Raw genomic sequence first — 18,386 nt, 5'->3', positions numbered from 1 at the left:
TGAACGTCTGTTTCAGGCGGGTACGAGTATAGGGGCGCCCGGCACCGCAGGTCAAGACGCCGGGGCGGGTCAGGAGACCGGGTTCAGGGCCGACACGGGTGTGGGCGCCGCCTCGATGACGGTCAGGCCCGCGAACTTCAGCAGTAGCCGTTTCTGGCCCACGCCGGGGAAGTACAGCAGGACCTCACGGCGCTCGCCCTGGTGGAAGCCCTGCATGAACACGCCCTCCCCGAACTTCGGGTGCCGCAGCCGCAGCGGCTGGGTGGTGCTCACGGCGCGTTGCAGCTCGCGGCTTGGAATGCCCAGGCGGGCGCTGACCTCCGGCAGGGACAGGCCGTGCAGGTCGAGCAGTTCGCGCGCCTGCGTGGGCCAGCTGGGCGGCAGCGCCGGCACGTCCGGCAGCGGCGCACTGTCCGGCAAGGTGGGCGGGAGATCTTCCGCGTCGGGCACCGGGCCTTCCGCGGGGCGGACGGTCAGGCCCGGGAGGCTCTGGAGGAACGCGCGCGTGGCGAGCTTGTCGGTGGGTCGCCGCTCGCCGCTGGGCAGCGTGGGTGAGAAGCAGCGGCTGACCGCGATGCACTCGAAGCAGCCCTGCGCCTGCTGGCAGCACGCCTTGCTCGTCAGGTCCAGTGCCCGCTGGAGCAGGTCGTCCATGTGCTCGAACGCCCGGCGGGCCACGCCCAGGCCGCCCAGCCAGTCGTCGTACAGGAAGAAGTACGTGTCGCGCCCCTCGCGGAACGCGCCCGCCAGGTCGTTCTCGTCGCACGCCACCCGCTCGGGCGTGACCTTCTGGAGCAGGTGCTTGAGGGTGTGCGCCACGGCGGTGGGCCGCTCGGTGGCGCGCGGGTCCACGCCGATCTCCAGCGCGCTCGTGCGGAAGGGCGGCAGTTCGGTGGGCTGCTCGTACAGGTGCTCGGAGAGCTTGTGGTCCTGCATGCGGTCCTGGATGCGGCCCCCGCAGCGGGCGCAGCTGCGCTCGGTCTCGCCGGGTTCGCGGTCGCAGCCCACGCACACCCGCTCGAACACCTGCCGCAGCATCTGGTAGCCGGTGTAGCGCCGCCGGATGACGACCTCGCCGTGCCGGAAGGCCAGCGGGCCGCGCCGTTCCCACTCGCCCATGCGGGCCGGGGTGACCTCGATGGCGTACAGGCCGCGCGTGAAGAGGTTCGCCGCGTCGTGCTTCTCGACCAGGATCGCGGTCCCGGCCGGGTGTTCCTCCCAGCGCAGCACCTTGTACCCCTGCCCGTCCAGCGTGAACACCGCGCCCTCGTGCTTCTCGGTCAGAGCGTAGTGCTGGCTGGGGCTCTCCAGCGGGGCGTCCAGCGCGCGCACGCCGTGCCGTTCCCACTCGGCGGCCTCGACCACCGCGAACTTCAGGCTGCCCTCGCCGCGCAGGTTCCAGTAGCGCGGGCTGGGCTGCGCCTCGTGCGGGGCGGGCAGCCCGGCAGCCGTGAACTCGTCGTTCGCACGCGCCGCGTGCCGGGGAGACAGGTACGGGTTGTGCGCCTCCACGACCGCCTTCTCGATCGGGCCGGTGAGCAGGTCCAGGAAGTTGCCCGCGTTGCTGTAGAACGCGTCCGCCGGTTGCGGGACGCCCTGCTCGTTCAGCGCCGGGAGGTACAGCACCAGCCCCGGCGCGATCCGCCCCGCGCGGCCCGCCATCTGCCGGAACGCCATGCGGCTCCCGGGGTATCCGTCGATGATCACGACCTCCAGATCCCCGATGTCCACCCCGGCCTCCAGGGCGTTCGTGGCGAACATCACCCCACTCCGGGCCCGGCGGAATTCCGACAGGCGGCCCTCGCGGTCACTCGTGCCCGCCATGTACAGGTGCGCCCGCCGCGCGTACTGCGGCTGAGCGCGGTACGTGGAGTACAGCCGCGCCGCCCGCGAGCGGCCCCGGAAGAACGCCAGCACCTTCAGGTCGTAGCGCGCGCTGGCGTCCATCACCGCGTTCCAGAAGCGCCTCGGCTGGCCTCTGTGGTCCGCCAGCACGAAGCGCTTGCCGTGCCGGGCCGCGCCGGACTCGCTGACCTCCACGGCGTCCACCCCGGTCAGTTCCCGCGCGAACTCCGCCGGGTTCCCGATGGTCGCGGTGCTCAGGATCACCTGCGGGTTCGCGCCCAGCGCCCGCGCCAGGGCCAGCAGGCGGCGCAGCATGCCCGCCACCTCGCTCCCGAAGCCGCCCCGGTAGGTGTGCGCCTCGTCCAGCACCAGAAACGACAGGTGGCGCAGGAACTCGCGCACGCCGGGCTGCGTCAGCGACCAGTGCAGCTTGTCCGGCGTGGCCGTCACCATCCGCACCCCGGGCCGGAACACCGCCGAGCCCTGCGCGCTGCCCTGGAAGGCCGCCACCTCCCACGGGAAGCCGCCGCGCTCGCGGAAGGCCAGCAGCTTGTCCCGCTGATCCTGCCCCAGCGCCACGAGCGGGTACACGAACAGCGCCGTCGCGCGCGGGTCCCGCTCCAGCCGGTCGAACACGCCGGGGAAGAACGCGCCGGTCTTGCCGCTCGCGGTAGGCGTGGTGATGATCACATGCTTGCCGTCCCGCATCAATTCATATGTGCGCGCCTGATGCGCGAATACCTCCGGGAAGCCGAAGCCCCGCGTGACCGCGTCACTCCAGCCCAGCCCCGCGGCCGCCACCGTCCGCGCGTCCTGCGGCCACTCCTCGTGCAGGCGCGTCGCCCCGCTTCCCAGGGTGTCCCGCAGGAACCCCTCCAGGCGGGCGAAGGGCGAGCGGGCGGGCAGCATCCGCCCAGTCTAGAGCCGCGCGGGCACGGACAAGAGGGCAACGCGTCACGGTGTCCATCCGGTCACGCCGCGCTGCCCCCGCAGGGTAGACTGAACGGCAGTTCATGACGACCCCCGACCCGCCCACCGTGTTTGTCGTGACGTCCCAGGAGGCCCGCGCGCAGGCGCTGGCTCCCCTGTTGCCGCGCGTGAACGTCGTCCACGCGCCCAGCGCCGAATTCCTGATGCGCGAGTCGCACGTCACCATCCCCGACGTGGCCCTGCTGTACACCGACACGCCCGGCGTGCCGCTGCATCAGGTGCTGCCCATGCTGCGCCAGCGCGCCGAACTGGGCGGCACCCACTGGCTGGCGGTCGGCTCGCAGGGCCTGGGCGAGATGCTCGGCGCGGGCGTGGACGCCCTGATCAGCGACGCCACGCCCCCCGAGGCGCTGGCTTTGCAGGTCCGGGCGCTGCTGGGCCGCGCGCAGCAGTTCCGCGACACGCTGGGCCGCGTCGCCACGCTGCAACGCCGCATGGACACCTGGGAACACGAGGAGCGCGTCCGCGACCAGCTCGTGCACATGCTCGTGCACGACCTGAAAAACCCCATCGCGGCCGTCATGGGCCTGCTGGAGATCGTGCAGGACGACCCCCGCGTGCCCGAGGACAACCGCGAACTGCTCAAGGTCGCCCGTGACGAGACGCAGCACCTGCTGCACCTCACCGTGAACATGCTCGACGTGCGCAAGATCCAGGCAGGCAAGATGAACCTGCGGCGCGAACTGATGTTCACCCCCATGTTCCGCGAGGTCGTGGACCTCGCGCGCGGGGACGTCGGCAGCGGCCTGCGCGACCGGCACGTGCGGGTGGAGGTCGAACCCGACCTGAGCCCCGCCAGCGTCGACCCGGAAATCCTGCGCCGGGTCCTGGCGAACCTGATCAGCAACGCCCTGAAGCACACCACCACCGGCGGCATGATCGTCGTGGCCGTCAAGGGCACCCCGGACGCCGTGCTGGTCACCGTCCGCGACGATGGCGAAGGCATCCCCGCCGAGGACATCCCGAACCTGTTCGCGGCGTTCGAGCAGTCCCGCCTCACCCTGCACGGCCGCTTCGACACCGGCATGGGCCTGGCGTTCTGCAAGCTGGCGGTCGAGGAGCACGGCGGAACGATCTGGGTGGACTCGGAACGCGGGAAGGGCGCGACCTTCTCCTTCACGCTGCCCCTGGCGCAGGACGCCGAGGACGACGACTTCGTCGAACTGGTGTAATCGGGGAGGCGGCCCCTCAGGGCACCTCGGCCAGGGCTGGACCGCCGGCGTACAGGTCGATGTCCAGCCCCGCGCCGAGCGCCGCCAGTCGGCTGAGGTCTTTCCGCACGATCGGCACGCCCCACATCTGTTCCGCGTAGCCGCGGTACCCGACCGTCACGCTGACGTCGCAGGAGTCCGTGTCGGCCAGCGCGCGGATGCGCGGCGCGGCCTCCTGCGTCAGGTCCAGCAGCCGGGTCAGTTTGTCCTCGAACTCGCCGGGTCGGTCACCTTCGGGGCAGAGGGTCCAGCGGGTGAAGGTCCGGCGGGATGGCTTGCGTCCGGGGCGTGTCCATTCGTCCCCGACACTCCAGGCGTCCGTGGGGTCCAGGCCGGTGGCGCGGGTGATGTCGTCGGCGCTGAGCGTCTCGCTGAAGATGGACAGCGCCACCCGTGCGCGCGCTGAAGCTCGCGCGCCCAGGACCTTTCAGCCGTCCGGCGTCGCGCGCACCATGACCACGAGGAAGTAGTCCTCGTCCTGCGGCCTGAAGTGCACCTGATGCACGTCACCGTCCACCAGAACGGCGTGGACGCGCGGTTCGTCACCGGTGGATTCGAGAACGTGCGCGGCGAAGAACTGGGTGGTGGTGGCGCAGGTCGGTGAGCGGAGTTCTGCGAGGGCGGCCTGCTCGGCGGTGGGATGGGGGACGGGCATGTGTGATGACCATACCTGGGCCTGGCGGGGATGGGGTCGGCTGAATCTGGCTGCGTGGCGTGTGAACCGTGATAAAACAGGGGTGTACCAACAGTCCGGTGAAGTGCAGTTCGTTCCAGGAACTCTCTTTTTTTCCAGTAACTAGTGCCGTTTTTCACGAGCAGGGTGGAGTGAGGAGCGGCGTAGCCACAGAAAGGAGACCGACCATCGAATACGCCAACTTCGTCATCATGCTGCTCGTCGCGCTCGGCATCGGCATCATTGCTGTCCTTGCCAGCGCCCTCCTCGGCCCCAAGAAGGCCAGCCGCACCAAACTCATGGCCTACGAAAGCGGGAACGACCCCGAACGCGGCGGCGTCGGCACCGGCCAGCGCTTCCCGGTGCACTTCTACCTCGTGGCCATGCTGTTCATCATCTTCGACATCGAAACCGCCTTCTTCTACCCCCTGGCCGTCGCCTACCAGAAACTCATCCCCTTCGCCTTCTTCGAAGCCGTCACCTTCGTCCTGCTGCTGCTCGTCGGGTACGTCTACATCCTGAAGAAGAAGGTGTTGGAATGGGCCTAAGAGCGCTTACTCCTGCGTCGGCGAATCAAGAGAGGCGAGGGGCCGCCCCTGAGCCTGGGGCCACCGGACGCTCAGCAGGCCACACCGTGGAGGTGCGCCCATGCCGTTGAAGGAACTGTTCGAGAAGGACTGGCAGGAGCTTGAGTCCGAGGGGATCCTGTTTTCCAGCCTGGAGAAGCTGGTCGCGTGGGGTCGGAGTAACAGCCTGTGGCCCGCGACGTTCGGGCTGGCGTGCTGCGCGATCGAGATGATGAGCAGCACCGACGGCCGCAACGACCTGGCGCGCTTCGGGAGTGAGGTGTTCCGCGCGTCTCCGCGGCAGGCGGACGTGATGATCGTCGCGGGCCGCCTGAGCAAGAAGATGGCGCCGGTCATGCGCCGCGTGTACGACCAGATGCCGGACCCCAAATGGGTGATCAGCATGGGTGCGTGCGCCAGCAGCGGGGGCATGTTCAACAACTACGCGATCGTGCAGAACGTGGACAGCGTGGTGCCGGTGGACATCTTCGTGCCCGGCTGCCCCCCGCGTCCCGAGGCGCTCATCTACGCCGTGATGCAGCTCCAGAAGAAGGTGCGCGGCGAGGCGTTCGACGGGCTGGGGCAGCAGCTGCCGATGGTGGACGCATGGACCCGCTGAAACCCGCCGGTGCGAAACCTATGGGCCGCGAGGGCGTGGCGCAGTCCAGCACCAGTGCCGCGCCGGTCGTCCCGTTCCCGGTCCCGGTGACTCCGGCTACGCCCAGCCGCGACGTCACCGGCCTGATCGCCGAGCTGGGCCTGACCGAGGACCACGCCGCCGAACCCACTGCCCTCGTCACGCCCGGCGACCTGCTGCGCGCCGCGCAGGCCCTCAAGGACCACGGGTTCATGCTGATGGACACCGTCGGCATCGACTACAGCACGTACACCGAAGCCCGCCCGAAGCGCTTCGCGGTGCTGCACAACATCTACCACCCGCGCGACCACCGCCGCCTGTTCCTGCGCGTGTGGCTCGACGACGGCGAGACCCTGCCCAGCCTGTACCCGGTCTGGCGCGCCGCGAACTACCTGGAACGCGAGGTCTACGACCTGCTGGGCGTCACCTTCACCGGGCACCCCGACCTGCGCAAGGTCCTCACGCCCGACGACCTGGAGGGCCACCCGCTGCGCAAGGACTTCCCGCTGGGCGAGACCCCCACCCTGTTCCGCGAGGGCCGCCACCTCGACCCGGCCGCGTTCCGCGCGGGCCTCACCGGGCGCGACGCGGGCCTCACCGGGTACCGGGGCGAACTCCGGCGCGGCCGGGGCGACGACCGCCTGCCGCCCGTCATGCCGGAAGGAGGGCCCAAGTGACCACCACCGACAAGCCCGGCCCCAACCGGCCCGGCACCGATCAGCCCAGCCGCCCGGCCCCCACCCACGGCGCGCAGGCGCCCGGCGGGACGCTGCCGCCCGAGCGGATGCAGCCCGACCATCAGGAATCCACGAGCGCCGAGCGGCTGCACGGGCAGACCGAAGGGCAGATGCACACGCAGATCATGAGCCTGAACGTGGGCCCGCAGCACCCCAGTACGCACGGCGTGCTGCGGCTCGTGGTGGACATGGACGGCGAGTACGTCGTGAAGGTCACCCCGCACATGGGGTACCTGCACACCGGCTTCGAGAAGACCTTCGAGAACCGCACGTACCAGCAGGGCGTGACCTACGCGCCCCGCACCGACTACCTGCACTCGTTCGGGCATGAACTCGCGTACGTCCTGAGCGTCGAGAAGCTCCTGCAAGCGGACGTGCCCGAGCGGGCCACCACCGTGCGCGTCATCCTGCACGAACTCGGGCGCATCCACAGCCACCTCGTGTTCGTCGGGACCGGTCTGCTCGACCTGGGCGCCCTGACGCCCTTCTTCTACGCCTTCCGCGAGAAGGAAGCCCTCCAGGACCTGTTCGAGGCGGTGTGCGGCTACCGCATGAACCAGGGGTACTTCCGCGTGGGCGGCCTGTACCGCGACATTCCCGACGGCTGGCCCGCCCGCGTCGAGAAGTTCCTCGACCAGATGGAACGCGGCGTCACCGAGTACAGCACGCTGTTCGCGCAGAACCCCATCTTCCTCGACCGCGCCAAGGGGGTGGGCGTCATCCCGCCCGAGGTCGCCATCGACCTGGGCCTCACCGGACCCAACCTGCGCGCCAGCGGCGTGCCCCTCGACCACCGCAAGGACAACCCCTACTGCGGCTACGAGAGCTACGACTTCAACGTCATCACCAGTACCGACGGCGACAGTCTGGCGCGCTTCAACATGCGCCTCCTCGAATTCGGCGAGAGCATCAAGATCGTCCGGCAGGCCCTCAGGCGCCTCAAACCCGGCCCGGTCAAGGACCCCAACCGCAAAATCAGCCTCCCGCCCCGCCACGAACTCGAAACGAGCATGGAAGCGGTCATCCACCACTTCAAGCTCGTCACCGAGGGCTTCCACCCCCCCACCGGCGAGGTGTACGTCCCGGTCGAGAGTGCGCGCGGCGAGGTCGGGTACTACATCGTCAGCGACGGCGGCAGCATGCCCTACCGCGTGAAGATCCGCGCGCCCAGCTTCGTGAACCTCCAGGCCCTCGAGTACGCCTGCGTCGGCGCGCAGTTCGCGGACCTGATCACCATCCTCGCCACCATCGACCCGGTGCTGGGCGACGTGGACCGCTGAGTACCAGCGGACCCCGGACGTTCTCTCAATCAAGGAGTGCAGCTACTTTGAGTTACTTCGCTGAGAAACAACCACTGGTGGCGGATATTTTCAGCCGTTACCCGGATTCACCGCAGGGGCGGCGCAGCGCACTGATGCCGCTGCTGCGCGAGGTGCAGGACGCCGAGGGCTTCGTGTCCGAGGCCCGCATGGCCGAGATCGCGGCGCTGTGCGGCACGACGGCGACCGAGGTGCGTTCGGTCATGAGCTTCTACTCGACGTACCACACGCTGCCCACGGGCCGGTATCACCTGCAGGTGTGCAGCACGCTGATGTGCGCGCTGGCCGGGTCGGACGAGCTGTGGGATCACCTCGTGGAGACGCTGGACGTGCAGCCGGGCGAGGTGAGCGCGGACGGGCGCTTCAGCGTGCAGAAGGTGGAGTGCCTGGGTTCGTGCGGCACCGCGCCGATGATGCAGATCAACGACGACGGGTACTACGAGAATGTGGGCCCCAGCAAGTGCGCGCGGATTCTGGCGTCGCTGAGGCAGGATCTTCAGCCGCTGCCGGACAACCCGGTGCCGGTGACGGTGGGGGCGGACGGGCGGCAGGTGCTGGCGACCGGACAGGCCATCGGGTCGAGCGTGACGGGCCTGCACCGCCTGCCGGAACAGGCCGGGGGTGAGGCGTGACCGCCACGGCCCCCACCCCCCCGAAGCCGATCACGAGCGCGAAGGACCCGCGCTTCGCGCCGACGCTGTACGCGCACGTCGGGCAGGCCGAGAGCTGGACGCTGGGCTACTACCGCCGCAACGGCGGGTACGAACCGGTGAAACGGGCGTTCGCGATGGGCCCGGACGCCGTGATCGAGGAAGTGAAAAAGTCCGGCCTGCGCGGGCGTGGCGGGGCGGGCTTCGCCACAGGCCTGAAGTGGTCGTTCATGCCCCTGAAGGACGGCAAGCCGCACTACATCATCTGCAACGCGGACGAGTCCGAACCCGGCAGCTTCAAGGACCGCTACCTGCTCTCCGAGGACCCACACCAGCTCATTGAGGGCATGATCATTGCCGGGTACGCCATGCGCGCCTCGGTGGGGTACATCTACATCCGCGGGGAGTACGTGCACGCTGCCGAGCGCGTCTGGGCCGCCATTCACGAGGCGCGCGCGGCGGGGCTGCTCGGGCAGAACATCCTGGGCAGCGGCTTCGATTTCCAGCTGTACGTGCACCGGGGCGCCGGGGCGTACATCTGCGGCGAGGAGACCGCACTCATGAACTCGCTGGAGGGCCTGCGCGCCAACCCGCGACTGAAGCCCCCCTTCCCGGCCGCGGCGGGCCTGTACGGCCTGCCGACCACCATCAACAACGTCGAGACGTTCTGCGCCGCCACGCAGATCCTGCGCTACGGCGCGGACTGGCACGCGGGCATGGGTACCGAGAAGAGCAAGGGGATGAAACTCTTCCAGATCAGTGGCCCGGTCGCGCGGCCCGGCGTGTACGAACTGCCGCTGGGCACCACCTTCCGCGAACTCATCTACGACTGGGCGGGCGGCCCCCTGGAGGAGATGAAGGCCATCATCCCCGGCGGCAGCAGCTGCCCCATGCTCCCCTGGACCGACGCGATCCTCGACACGCCCATGGACTACGAATCCGTCGCGGCTGCGGGCAGCATGCTCGGCACCGGCGGCGTCACGCTGATCCCGAAGGCGGACTGCATCGTGAACGCCACCTGGAACCTCGTGCGCTTCTACGGCCACGAGAGCTGCGGCAAATGCACCCCCTGCCGCGAGGGCATCTCCAGCTGGATGACCCGCATGTACCAGAAACTCGTGACCGGACGCGGCCAGCCCGGCGACGTGCAGCTCATCCTGGACATGAGTGACAACATCGGCGGCCGCTCCTTCTGCGCGCTGGCCGACGCCTGCCTGGGCCCGGTCCTGAGCTCCATCAAACACTTCCGCGAGGAATACGACGCGCTGGCCACCACCCAGCAGCCCCTGTACCCCGCGCGTCGGCGCTGGAAGGACGCATGAACGGGCAGATGGCATATGGCAGAAGGCAGATGGCGAAGATGACGACGGATTCGATCCCTGGCCTTCAGCCTTCAGCCTTCTGCGCCGACCGAAGGGAGGCCCTGTGAAAGTTCACGTGGACGGAATCGAAGTTGACCTCCCGGCGGGCACCAGCGCCATCGACGCGGTGTTCCAGTCGGGCGGGGACGTGCCGTACTTCTGCGCGCACAAGTACCTCTCGCCGGTGGGCGCGTGCCGGATGTGCCTCGTGGAGTCGGGCTCGCCCCGCAAGAACCCGGACGGGTCGTTCGTGATGGAAGGCGAGGGGGACGCGGCGACGCCGAAGATCTTCTGGTTCCCCAAACCCATGGCGTCCTGCACCATGCAGGCCACCGAGGGCATGCACATCCGCACCGCGAAGACGAGCGAGGTCGTGGCGAAGGCGCAGGCGGGCATGATGGAGTTCACGCTGCTGAACCACCCGCTGGATTGCCCCACCTGCGACAAGGGCGGCGCGTGCGAATTGCAGGACCGCGCGTTCGAGTACGGGTACGGCGCGAGCCGCTTCGGCTTTGACCGCCGCCACGCGGAGAAGCACTACCCGCTGTCGGACTTCGTGATCCTGGATCAGGAGCGCTGCATTCACTGCAAGCGCTGCGTGCGGTACTTCGAGGAGGTGCCGGGCCAGGAGGTGCTGGACTTCATCGAGCGCGGAGGGCACACCTTCATCGACACCGAGGAGGGCGGGCTGCCCACCGGCTTCTCGGGGAACATCACGGACATCTGCCCGGTGGGGGCGCTGCTGGACAACGTGGCGCGCTTCCGGGGCCGCAACTGGGAGTACGACCACACGCCCACCACCTGCACGCTGTGCCCGGTCGGCTGCTCCATCACGGTGGACGCCCGCAACGGCCGCCTGGAACGCATCGTGGCGGGCGAGAACCGCGACGTGAACGAGGCGTGGATCTGCGACGCGGGCCGCTTCGGCCACCCCTTCGCCAGCGAGGAGCGCCTGACCACCCCCCTGATCCGGGGCGAGGACGGGGCGCTCGTGCCCGCCACCTGGGACGAGGCGATCACCGCGATCAACCGTGGGCTGCTGGGCCTGCCGCTGGCGGACCTGGGCCTGTTCGTGGGTGCGGACGCCACGCTGGAGGAAGGCGCGGCGCTGTCGGCCCTGGCAGACGCGCTGAACGCCCGGCACGTGGATCACTTCCCGCGTCACTCGGTGTTCATCGCGCCGACCGCCACGCTGACGGACGTGGCGACCGCCGACGCCGTCGTCGTGCTGGGTGCGGACCTGGGCGAGGAAGCGCCGGTGCTGGAACTGCGCATCCTGGAAATGCTGCGCGGCGGCCTGCTGCCCGCCGAGTTCGCGCACGGCACCGCCATCGCCGACCTGCGCCTCGTGGAACGCCCCGCCCGCCGCCCCGAGCGGCTGGCCGTGATCGGCGGCGAGTCGCGCCTGTGGGGGCACGCCGGGCACCGCGTCAGCGCGAACGGCGGCAGCGCCCTGACCCGCCTCGCCCGCCCGGACACCGACGACCTGAAGGCCGTGCGGGCCCTGCTGGACGGCGCCGAGCGGCCCGTGCTGATCCTGGGTGCGGACGCCCTGCGCGGCGCGAGCGGGTCGGCGGCTTCAATGCTGGCGGACCTCGCCTCGCGCACCGGGGCGAAGGTCATCGCGATTCCCGCCGGGCCGAACAGCAACGGCCTGGCCGCGTTGAACCTCGTGCCCCGCACCGGCGGCCTGGGTGTCGAACGCCTGGGTGAGGTGCCCGCCGCGTTCATCAGCCGCCTGGACCCGGGCACGCGCGCGGCGGGCTTCACGGTCGTGCACGACACGCACCTGACCGCCACCGCCCAGCAGGCCGACGTGGTCCTGCCCGCCGTGACGAACTACGAGAAGCGCGGCACCGTCCAGAACCTGGAGGGGCGCCTGCTGCCCCTGAACCCCGCCGCGATCCAGAGCGGCGAGGCCGCCGACCTGATCCGCACCCTGACCGCCCTGGCCGAGGCGCTGGGCGTGAAGGCCCCCGTGCGCGGGCAGCGCGGCGCGCAGACCCTGCTGACCGAACGGCTGGGCGTGAACACCGCCGGGATTCAGGCGGGCGGCGCGCTGCACAGCTTCGCCCGCACCTACGTCGCCCCCGCCGCGCCGCACACCCCGAAACTGTGGACCGAGCGGATGCGCTCCCGTGACCGCGACTGGGTGGACCGCATCCAGGATCTCGTGGAGGGCGGCTGGACGCTGCCGGTCGCGCCGGCGGCACCTCAACCCGGAGGGGACGACTGATGCCCGACTGGCTCGCCACACTCCTGATCTCGCTGCTCAAAGCCGTGCTCGTCGTCCTGGGGCTGCTGACCACCTTCGCGTACATGACCCTGATCGAGCGGCGCCTGCTGGGCCGCATGCAGCTGCGCCCCGGCCCGAACCGCGTGGGCCCCATGGGCCTGCTGCAACCCGCCGCGGACGCCATCAAGAGCATCTTCAAGGAGGACCTCACCGTCACCCTGGCCGACAAGCTCGTGTACACCCTGGCGCCCATCGTCGCCATCGGCATGGCCCTGACCGCGTTCGGGGGCCTGCCTGCCGGGCCCGCCGGGAGCCTCTTCGGCGAGAACCCCTGGGTGTACAACCTCGACACCGGCATCCTGGCGCTGCTGGCCCTGACCAGCATGGGCGTGTACGGCATCTTCCTGGGCGGCTGGGCGTCGGGCAGCAAGTACCCGATCCTGGGTGGCCTGCGGTCAAGCGCGCAGATGATCAGCTACGAACTCGGCATGGGCCTGAGCCTGCTGGGCCTGCTGATGATCGTCGGCACCACCTCCTTCCACGGCATCGTGGGCTGGCAGGCGCAGAACGGCCCGATGATCCTCTTCCAGTCGCTGGGCTTCGTGCTGTTCCTGATCTCGTCCTTCGCCGAGACCAACCGCACGCCCTTCGACCTGCCCGAAGCCGAGCAGGAGATCGTCGCCGGGTACCTCACGGAGTACAGCGCGATCAAGTGGGCGCTGTTCCAGATGGCCGAGTACGTGAACATGATCACCGCGTCCGCCGTCATGGCGACCCTGTTCTTCGGCGGCTGGAAGGGCCCGCAGTTCCTCAACGCCCTGATCCCCGGCATCTCCGACTGGCCACTGATCTGGCTGATCGTGAAGATCGCGTTCTTCCTGTTCCTGTTCATCTGGGTGCGCGCCACCCTCCCGAGGCTGCGCTACGACCAGCTGATGCGCTTCGGCTGGAAACTCGTGCTGCCCCTGGCGCTGGCCAACACCATGCTGACCGCCGCGTTCCTGGCCTTCCGCGGCTCGGGCGGCCTGTGGTTCCTGGGCGTCCTCAGCTTCGCGGGCGTGCTCGCGCTGCTCGTCCTGAGCGACCGCGTGCGCGTCCTGTGGAACCAGCCCAGCGTCCGCCCCGAAGGCGACATCGTCCGCGCCGGAGGCGACTGATGCGCGCCTCCCCTCACCCCACCACAGGAGCCAACCATGGGCGTTCTTGAAATAGCCAAGGGCATGGGCGTCACGCTGGGGAAACTGTTCCAGAAACCCGTGACCGTCAGTTACCCCGAACAGCGCGCCACGTTGCAACCCCGCTTCCGTGGGCGGCACATCCTGACCCGCCACCCCGGCACCGGACTTGAGAAGTGCATCGGCTGCTCGCTGTGCGCCGCCGCGTGCCCCGCCTACGCCATCTACGTGGAAGCGGCCGAGAACGACCCCGCCGCGCCCGTGTCGCCCGGCGAGCGCTACGCGAAGGTGTACGAGATCAACATGCTGCGCTGCATCTTCTGCGGCATGTGCGAGGAGGCCTGCCCGACCGGCGCGGTCGTGCTGGGCAACGAGTTCGAGATGGCCGACTACCGGTATCGCGACTTCGTGTACGCCAAGGAGGACATGCTCGTCGGCGTGACCGGCAGCATCCCGCAGCGCCGCGAGGCCACTCGATTGGGTAAGCCCGTCCGCCTGGGCTTCCAGCTCGACGGCGGGCAGCCCCGCGCGGAACTGGAAGGGGTGAAGTACCAGTGAGGGTCGAGGGTCGATGGTTGAAAGTTGACGGTTGTCCTGCGCCCCGCGCCCCGCGCGCGGCGTCCCTCCCACTGCCCACTGCCCACACCCCACTCCCCGTGGCCGGAGGCCGCCCATGATGCTGGCGTTCATCCTGCTGGGCGCGCTGGCGATCGTGGGCGGCGTGATCACCATTGCCGCGAAGAACGCGGTGCACGCGGCGCTGGGGCTGGTGGGCACGCTGCTGTGCGTGGCGGGCCTGTTCGCCACGTTGAACGCGTCGTTCCTGGCGGCCACGCAGGTGATCGTGTACGCGGGCGCGGTGATGGTGCTGTTCCTGTTCGTGATCATGCTCCTGAACGCGAACCAGCCGGTCACGGAACGCGACCCGGTGCCGTACGTGCGTGAACTCGCCGGGATCGGCGGGACGCTGCTGGCCGGGGCGTTCGTGGTGCTGGCCTTCACGTACAGGGACCCGCGTCCGCTGGCCGAGGGCGCGGCCGCCGTGAAGAACGGCTCCGCGCTGGTGATGGGGGAGACCCTCCTGACCCGCTTCCTGCTGCCCTTCGAGGCGGTGAGCATCCTGCTGCTCGTGGCGATCGTGGGCGCGGTGGCGCTCGTGCAGCGCCCGGCCGCGCAGCCCGACGGCGTGCCGGACGAACTGGAGGAACCGGTGGGCGCGCCCCAGGAGGAGCGGCGGCAGGTGCCGCGCGGGGCCGCCCCGGCCCTGATGCAGACCCGCGGCGCCCAGGACGGGGAGGTGCGTGCCTGATGGTGCCCACCACCTCCTACCTGGCCCTGTCCGGGATTCTGTTCGCGCTGGGCATGATCGGCGTGCTGACCCGCCGCACGGCGATCATGGTGTTCCTGTCGGTGGAACTGATGCTGAACGCCGCGAACCTCGCACTGGTGGCGTTCGCGCGGTCGTGGGGCGATCCCACCGGGCAGACGGCCGTGTTCATCGTGATGACGCTGGCGGCCGCCGAGGTGGCGATCGGGCTGGCGATCATCGTCGCGATCTTCCGTAAGCGCGAGACCACGAACGTGGACGATCTCGCCGCGTTGAAAGGCTGAGTGGCAACCTGTGGATAGTCTTCCTGCTCTGTACCTGCTGCCCCTGTTGCCGCTGCTGGGCTTCACGGCCCTGATGGTGCTGCCGCGCCTGTTCCCCAGCAAGACAGGGGGCTGGCTGGCGACCGGGATGGTCGGCGCGGCGTTCGTCGTGGCCGTCATCCGCTACCTGAACCAGGGCGCGCCCGCCCATGAGGTGCTGTGGGCGTGGCTGCCGAACATGGCGCTGAACGCCAACCTGTCGGTGGGCTTCTGGCTCGACCAGCTCTCGGCGCTGATGGCGTTGATCATCACGGGCGTGGGGTTCCTGATTCACCTGTACTCGATCTCGTACATGGGGCACGACCCGAAGTTCACGCGCTTCTTCGCGTTCCTGAACTTCTTCGTGGCGATGATGCTGATCCTGGTGCTGGCCGACTCGTACCCGCTGATGTTCGTCGGCTGGGAGGGCGTGGGCATGGCGTCGTACCTGCTGATCGGCTTCTGGTTCAGTGGCCGCAACAGTGAAGCCAGTGACGCGCAGGTCCGCGCCGCCAGCGACGCCGAGGCCGTCAGCAACTCCAATGCGGCGCGCAAGGCGTTCATCATGAACCGCATCGGGGACCTGGGCTTCATGCTGGGCATGTTCCTGCTGTTCAAGCTGTACGGCACCCTCAGCATCCCCGAACTCGCCGAGCGGGTGGGGGGCGCGCAGGTGGCGCAGGCGGGCATCGAACTCGCGTGCCTGTTCCTGCTCGTCGGCGCGGTCGGCAAGAGCGGCCAGCTGCCCCTGACGACCTGGCTGCCGGACGCCATGGCGGGCCCCACGCCCGTCTCCGCGCTCATCCACGCGGCCACCATGGTCACGGCCGGCGTGTACCTCGTGGCGCGCAGCCACTTCCTGTACGACCTCGCCCCGAACGCCAGCCTGTGGGTCGCGTGGGTGGGCGGCCTGACCGCGCTGTACGGCGCGCTGTCCGCGCTGAACCAGTCGGACATCAAGAAGATCCTGGCGTACTCCACCGTGTCGCAGCTGGGTTACATGTTCCTGGCGGTGGGCCTGCACGCGTACTCGGCGGGCGTGTTCCACCTGCTGACGCACGCGTTCTTCAAGGCGCTGCTGTTCCTCGCGGCGGGCGCCGTGATCCACGCGCTGCACGAGGAGCAGGACGTGCGGAAGATGGGCGGCCTGCACCGGTTCATGCCGTTCACGCACCTCGTGTCCGTGGCGGGCGTGCTGGCGATCGCCGGGATTCCCATCTGGAGCGGGTTCTTCTCCAAGGACGCGATCCTGGCCGCCGCGTACGAGCAGAGCCTGCCGCTGTACCTGATCGGGCTGGGCGTGGCGCTGCTCACCGCGTTCTACATGGGCCGCTGGTACTTCCTGGTGTGGCGGGGCGCGTACCGCGGGCACGGCCACCCGCACGAGGCGGACACCCTCACGAAGATCCCGCTGGGCGTGCTGGCCGCGCTGGCGACCCTGGCCGGGTTCCTGAACATCCCCACGTTCTTGGGCGGCGGGCACGCCTTCGACTCGTACCTGGGCCGGGCGATCCCGCTGCACGCGCACGAGATTCCCGTCGCGACCGAGTGGCTGCTGACCGTCCTCGCCGTCCTGGCGGGCGTGATCGGGCTGGGCTGGGCGTTCCTGGCGCACCGCCGCGGCGCCCTGGCGACCGGGCCGCTGGGTGACCTCAGCCGCAACAGCCTGTACCTCGACGCGCTGTACGACGGCGTCGTCTCGGCCCCCAGCCGCGCCATCGCGGGGGCGCTGGACACCGTGGACCGCGGCACCGACGACGCCCTGAACGGCATTGCCCGCAACGCCAGCGGCCCCGGCGGACTGTTCACGCTGTGGCAGAGCGGCTTCGTGCGCGCCTACGCCGTCAGCATGCTGCTCGGCACGGCCGTCATCATCGGCTACTGGGCCCTCAAGACCATCGGGAGCGGCGCATGAACTCCTTCACCGACTGGCTCCCCACCCTCATGATCTTCCTGCCCCTGCTGGGCAGCCTGCTGCTGCTCGTCACGCCGAAAACCTTCCGGGACGAGGTCGCGGGCTTCATCGCCGCCCTGACGCTCGGCGCGGGCCTCGCCATCTGGCGCGGCGGCGGCTCGGAACTGTTCCGCTGGGACTGGATTCCCCCGCTGGGTATCACGTACTCGGTGCAGCTGGGCGGCGTGAGCCTCGCCCTGGCGCTCGTCACGGCGCTGATGTCGTTCATCGCGATCCTGTACGCCGCGCGCCGCATCCCCAACCCCGGCCCGATGCTCTCGCTGATCCTGGCCATGGAGACGGGCCTGATCGGCATCTTCGCCGCGCAGGACCTGATGCTGTTCTACGTGTTCTTCGAGGACGCGCTGATCCCGGCGCTGCTGATGCTCGCCATGTACGGCAAGAACGGCAGGATGGCCGCGCTGGTGAAGTTCGCGGCCTACACGCTGTTCGGCAGCCTGCTGATGCTCGTCAGCATCATCGGCGTGCGCTACCTGGGCGGCAGCCCCAGCTTCGCCATGACCGACCTGAAACAGCACCTCGTGACCGGCAGCGCGCAGACGTGGCTGTACCTGGGCTTCCTGACCGCCATGGCCGTGAAGCTGCCGCTGTGGCCGCTGCACGCGTGGCTGCCGGACTTCCACGAGCAGAACCACGACAGCGGCGTCCCGGACGTGATGGGTACCCTGTACAAGGTCGGCGGGTACGGCATCTTCACCTTCGCCGTCCCGCTGTTCCCGGACGCCAGCCTGGAACTGCGCCCCATCCTGATGGGCCTGGCCGCCTTCACCGCGCTGTACGCCGCGTGGATCGCCTTCCGGCAGACGAACTGGAAACGCCTGCTGGCCTACGCGGGCCTCAGCCACATGGGCTTCGTGGCGCTCGGCGTGTTCTCCCTGAACGAGACGGCCGTGATCGGCGCGATGTACCTGCTGGCCTTCCAGAACCTCTACACCGGCGCGCTGTTCCTGTCGGTCGGGATGCTCCAGGAACGCATCGGCAGCCTGGAGACCCGCGTGGGCGGCGTCATGACCCAGGCGGGGGCGCTGGGCGGCCTGACCATGGCCCTGTGGTTCGCCAGCATCGCCGTGCCGGGCCTGGCGGGCTTCATCGGCGAGTTCAGCATCCTGCTCGGCGCGTATCAGGTCTCGCCCTGGCTGACCTTCATCGCGGGCATCACGACCATCGCCGCCGCCGCGTACGCCCTGACGGCTTTCCAGCACACCTTCTGGCAGGCCCGCCCCGCCGGGGCCGTCACCGTCCGTGACCTCGTGCACACCGAGTGGCTGATCCTGGCGATCCCGCTGGGCCTGCTCGTGCTGTTCGGCGTGTACTCCACCCCCGCCCTGAACCTCATGCAGCCCGCCGTGCGCGCCGTCCTGAGCGCCCTGGGAGGCAACTGA

Annotated in this window: 17 protein-coding genes; 14 read left to right on the top strand and 3 right to left on the bottom strand. The window is 69.5% G+C overall.

Annotated features, from left to right (window positions below; genetic code table 11):
* Positions 1–69 precede the first annotated feature (69 nt).
* Positions 70–2,754, bottom strand: a complete 2,685-nt coding sequence (locus AUC44_RS13465; protein WP_062159190.1) for a DEAD/DEAH box helicase — start codon at positions 2,752–2,754, stop codon at positions 70–72.
* A gap of 104 nt (positions 2,755–2,858) precedes the next feature.
* Between AUC44_RS13465 and AUC44_RS13460 the strand changes: the two genes are divergently transcribed.
* Positions 2,859–4,007 (top strand): ATP-binding protein, encoded by a 1,149-nt coding sequence (locus AUC44_RS13460; protein ID WP_062159189.1) that lies wholly within the window; start codon positions 2,859–2,861, stop codon positions 4,005–4,007.
* Between the two features lie 16 nt (positions 4,008–4,023).
* On the opposite strand, the gene AUC44_RS13455 is transcribed toward AUC44_RS13460, so the two are convergent.
* Positions 4,024–4,437: a DUF4279 domain-containing protein gene (locus AUC44_RS13455; protein WP_062159188.1), complete on the bottom strand. Its 414-nt coding sequence runs from the start codon at positions 4,435–4,437 to the stop codon at positions 4,024–4,026.
* A 36-nt stretch (positions 4,438–4,473) separates the two neighbouring features.
* Positions 4,474–4,701, bottom strand: a complete 228-nt coding sequence (locus AUC44_RS13450; RefSeq protein ID WP_062159187.1) for a hypothetical protein — start codon at positions 4,699–4,701, stop codon at positions 4,474–4,476.
* A gap of 230 nt (positions 4,702–4,931) precedes the next feature.
* On the opposite strand from AUC44_RS13450, the gene AUC44_RS13445 reads away from it, so the two are divergent.
* From AUC44_RS13445 to AUC44_RS13385, 13 genes are all read left to right on the top strand, one after another.
* Positions 4,932–5,267, top strand: coding sequence for an NADH-quinone oxidoreductase subunit A (locus tag AUC44_RS13445; RefSeq protein WP_062159186.1), 336 nt, complete (start codon positions 4,932–4,934; stop codon positions 5,265–5,267).
* 100 nt (positions 5,268–5,367) lie between these two features.
* A complete protein-coding gene (locus tag AUC44_RS13440) occupies positions 5,368–5,904 on the top strand; it encodes a NuoB/complex I 20 kDa subunit family protein (protein ID WP_046843307.1) in 537 nt (178 codons plus the stop codon).
* On the top strand, positions 5,892–6,599 hold the full coding sequence (locus AUC44_RS13435; RefSeq protein WP_335338669.1) for an NADH-quinone oxidoreductase subunit C: 708 nt from the start codon (positions 5,892–5,894) through the stop codon (positions 6,597–6,599). The genes AUC44_RS13440 and AUC44_RS13435 overlap by 13 nt, the downstream gene beginning before the upstream one ends.
* A gap of 170 nt (positions 6,600–6,769) precedes the next feature.
* A complete protein-coding gene (nuoD, locus tag AUC44_RS13430; protein ID WP_062159854.1) occupies positions 6,770–7,939 on the top strand; it encodes an NADH dehydrogenase (quinone) subunit D in 1,170 nt (389 codons plus the stop codon).
* Positions 7,940–7,986: 47 nt separating this feature from the next.
* Complete coding sequence (gene nuoE / locus AUC44_RS13425) at positions 7,987–8,610, top strand: NADH-quinone oxidoreductase subunit NuoE (protein WP_062159185.1); 624 nt, start codon at positions 7,987–7,989, stop codon at positions 8,608–8,610.
* The gene (nuoF, locus tag AUC44_RS13420) at positions 8,607–9,950 is read left to right on the top strand and encodes an NADH-quinone oxidoreductase subunit NuoF (protein WP_062159184.1); all 1,344 of its coding nucleotides are present in this window, start codon (positions 8,607–8,609) and stop codon (positions 9,948–9,950) included. The genes nuoE and nuoF overlap by 4 nt, the downstream gene beginning before the upstream one ends.
* A gap of 103 nt (positions 9,951–10,053) precedes the next feature.
* Positions 10,054–12,225: an NADH-quinone oxidoreductase subunit NuoG gene (gene nuoG, locus AUC44_RS13415; protein ID WP_062159183.1), complete on the top strand. Its 2,172-nt coding sequence runs from the start codon at positions 10,054–10,056 to the stop codon at positions 12,223–12,225.
* Positions 12,225–13,382 (top strand): NADH-quinone oxidoreductase subunit NuoH, encoded by a 1,158-nt coding sequence (gene nuoH, locus AUC44_RS13410; RefSeq protein ID WP_062159182.1) that lies wholly within the window; start codon positions 12,225–12,227, stop codon positions 13,380–13,382. Before nuoG ends, nuoH begins: the two co-directional genes overlap by 1 nt.
* 36 nt (positions 13,383–13,418) lie before the next feature.
* Positions 13,419–13,958: an NADH-quinone oxidoreductase subunit NuoI gene (gene nuoI, locus AUC44_RS13405; RefSeq protein WP_062159181.1), complete on the top strand. Its 540-nt coding sequence runs from the start codon at positions 13,419–13,421 to the stop codon at positions 13,956–13,958.
* A gap of 115 nt (positions 13,959–14,073) precedes the next feature.
* The gene (locus AUC44_RS13400; RefSeq protein WP_082689071.1) at positions 14,074–14,709 is read left to right on the top strand and encodes an NADH-quinone oxidoreductase subunit J; all 636 of its coding nucleotides are present in this window, start codon (positions 14,074–14,076) and stop codon (positions 14,707–14,709) included.
* Positions 14,709–15,011: an NADH-quinone oxidoreductase subunit NuoK gene (nuoK, locus tag AUC44_RS13395; protein WP_062159180.1), complete on the top strand. Its 303-nt coding sequence runs from the start codon at positions 14,709–14,711 to the stop codon at positions 15,009–15,011. The genes AUC44_RS13400 and nuoK overlap by 1 nt, the downstream gene beginning before the upstream one ends.
* A 73-nt stretch (positions 15,012–15,084) precedes the next feature.
* The gene (gene nuoL, locus AUC44_RS13390; protein ID WP_062159853.1) at positions 15,085–16,944 is read left to right on the top strand and encodes an NADH-quinone oxidoreductase subunit L; all 1,860 of its coding nucleotides are present in this window, start codon (positions 15,085–15,087) and stop codon (positions 16,942–16,944) included.
* Positions 16,941–18,386 carry an NADH-quinone oxidoreductase subunit M gene (locus tag AUC44_RS13385; RefSeq protein ID WP_062159179.1) on the top strand — a complete coding sequence of 482 codons (1,446 nt, stop codon included), beginning with the start codon at positions 16,941–16,943 and terminating at the stop codon, positions 18,384–18,386. The genes nuoL and AUC44_RS13385 overlap by 4 nt, the downstream gene beginning before the upstream one ends.

Origin of the sequence: Deinococcus actinosclerus, assembly GCF_001507665.1 — a bacterium.
Classification (GTDB): Bacteria; Deinococcota; Deinococci; order Deinococcales; family Deinococcaceae; genus Deinococcus; species Deinococcus actinosclerus.
The sequence above is the reverse complement of the archived record's forward strand: the minus strand, read 5'-3'. Positions and strand labels throughout refer to the sequence as shown.

Bases quoted from the DNA above. Each gene is read 5' to 3' on its own strand.
- AUC44_RS13450 (WP_062159187.1), bottom strand. From the start codon at position 4,701: ATGCCCGTCCCCCATCCCACCGCCGAGCAGGCCGCCCTCGCAGAACTC.
- nuoH (WP_062159182.1), top strand. From the start codon at position 12,225: ATGCCCGACTGGCTCGCCACACTCCTGATCTCGCTGCTCAAAGCCGTG.
- AUC44_RS13460 (WP_062159189.1), top strand. From the start codon at position 2,859: ATGACGACCCCCGACCCGCCCACCGTGTTTGTCGTGACGTCCCAGGAG.
- nuoL (WP_062159853.1), top strand. From the start codon at position 15,085: ATGGTGCTGCCGCGCCTGTTCCCCAGCAAGACAGGGGGCTGGCTGGCG.
- nuoD (WP_062159854.1), top strand. From the start codon at position 6,770: ATGCACACGCAGATCATGAGCCTGAACGTGGGCCCGCAGCACCCCAGT.
- AUC44_RS13445 (WP_062159186.1), top strand. From the start codon at position 4,932: ATGCTGCTCGTCGCGCTCGGCATCGGCATCATTGCTGTCCTTGCCAGC.
- AUC44_RS13400 (WP_082689071.1), top strand. From the start codon at position 14,074: ATGATGCTGGCGTTCATCCTGCTGGGCGCGCTGGCGATCGTGGGCGGC.
- AUC44_RS13435 (WP_335338669.1), top strand. From the start codon at position 5,892: ATGGACCCGCTGAAACCCGCCGGTGCGAAACCTATGGGCCGCGAGGGC.
- AUC44_RS13440 (WP_046843307.1), top strand. From the start codon at position 5,368: ATGCCGTTGAAGGAACTGTTCGAGAAGGACTGGCAGGAGCTTGAGTCC.
- nuoI (WP_062159181.1), top strand. From the start codon at position 13,419: ATGGGCGTTCTTGAAATAGCCAAGGGCATGGGCGTCACGCTGGGGAAA.
- AUC44_RS13465 (WP_062159190.1), bottom strand. From the start codon at position 2,754: ATGCTGCCCGCCCGCTCGCCCTTCGCCCGCCTGGAGGGGTTCCTGCGG.
- nuoK (WP_062159180.1), top strand. From the start codon at position 14,709: ATGGTGCCCACCACCTCCTACCTGGCCCTGTCCGGGATTCTGTTCGCG.
- AUC44_RS13385 (WP_062159179.1), top strand. From the start codon at position 16,941: ATGAACTCCTTCACCGACTGGCTCCCCACCCTCATGATCTTCCTGCCC.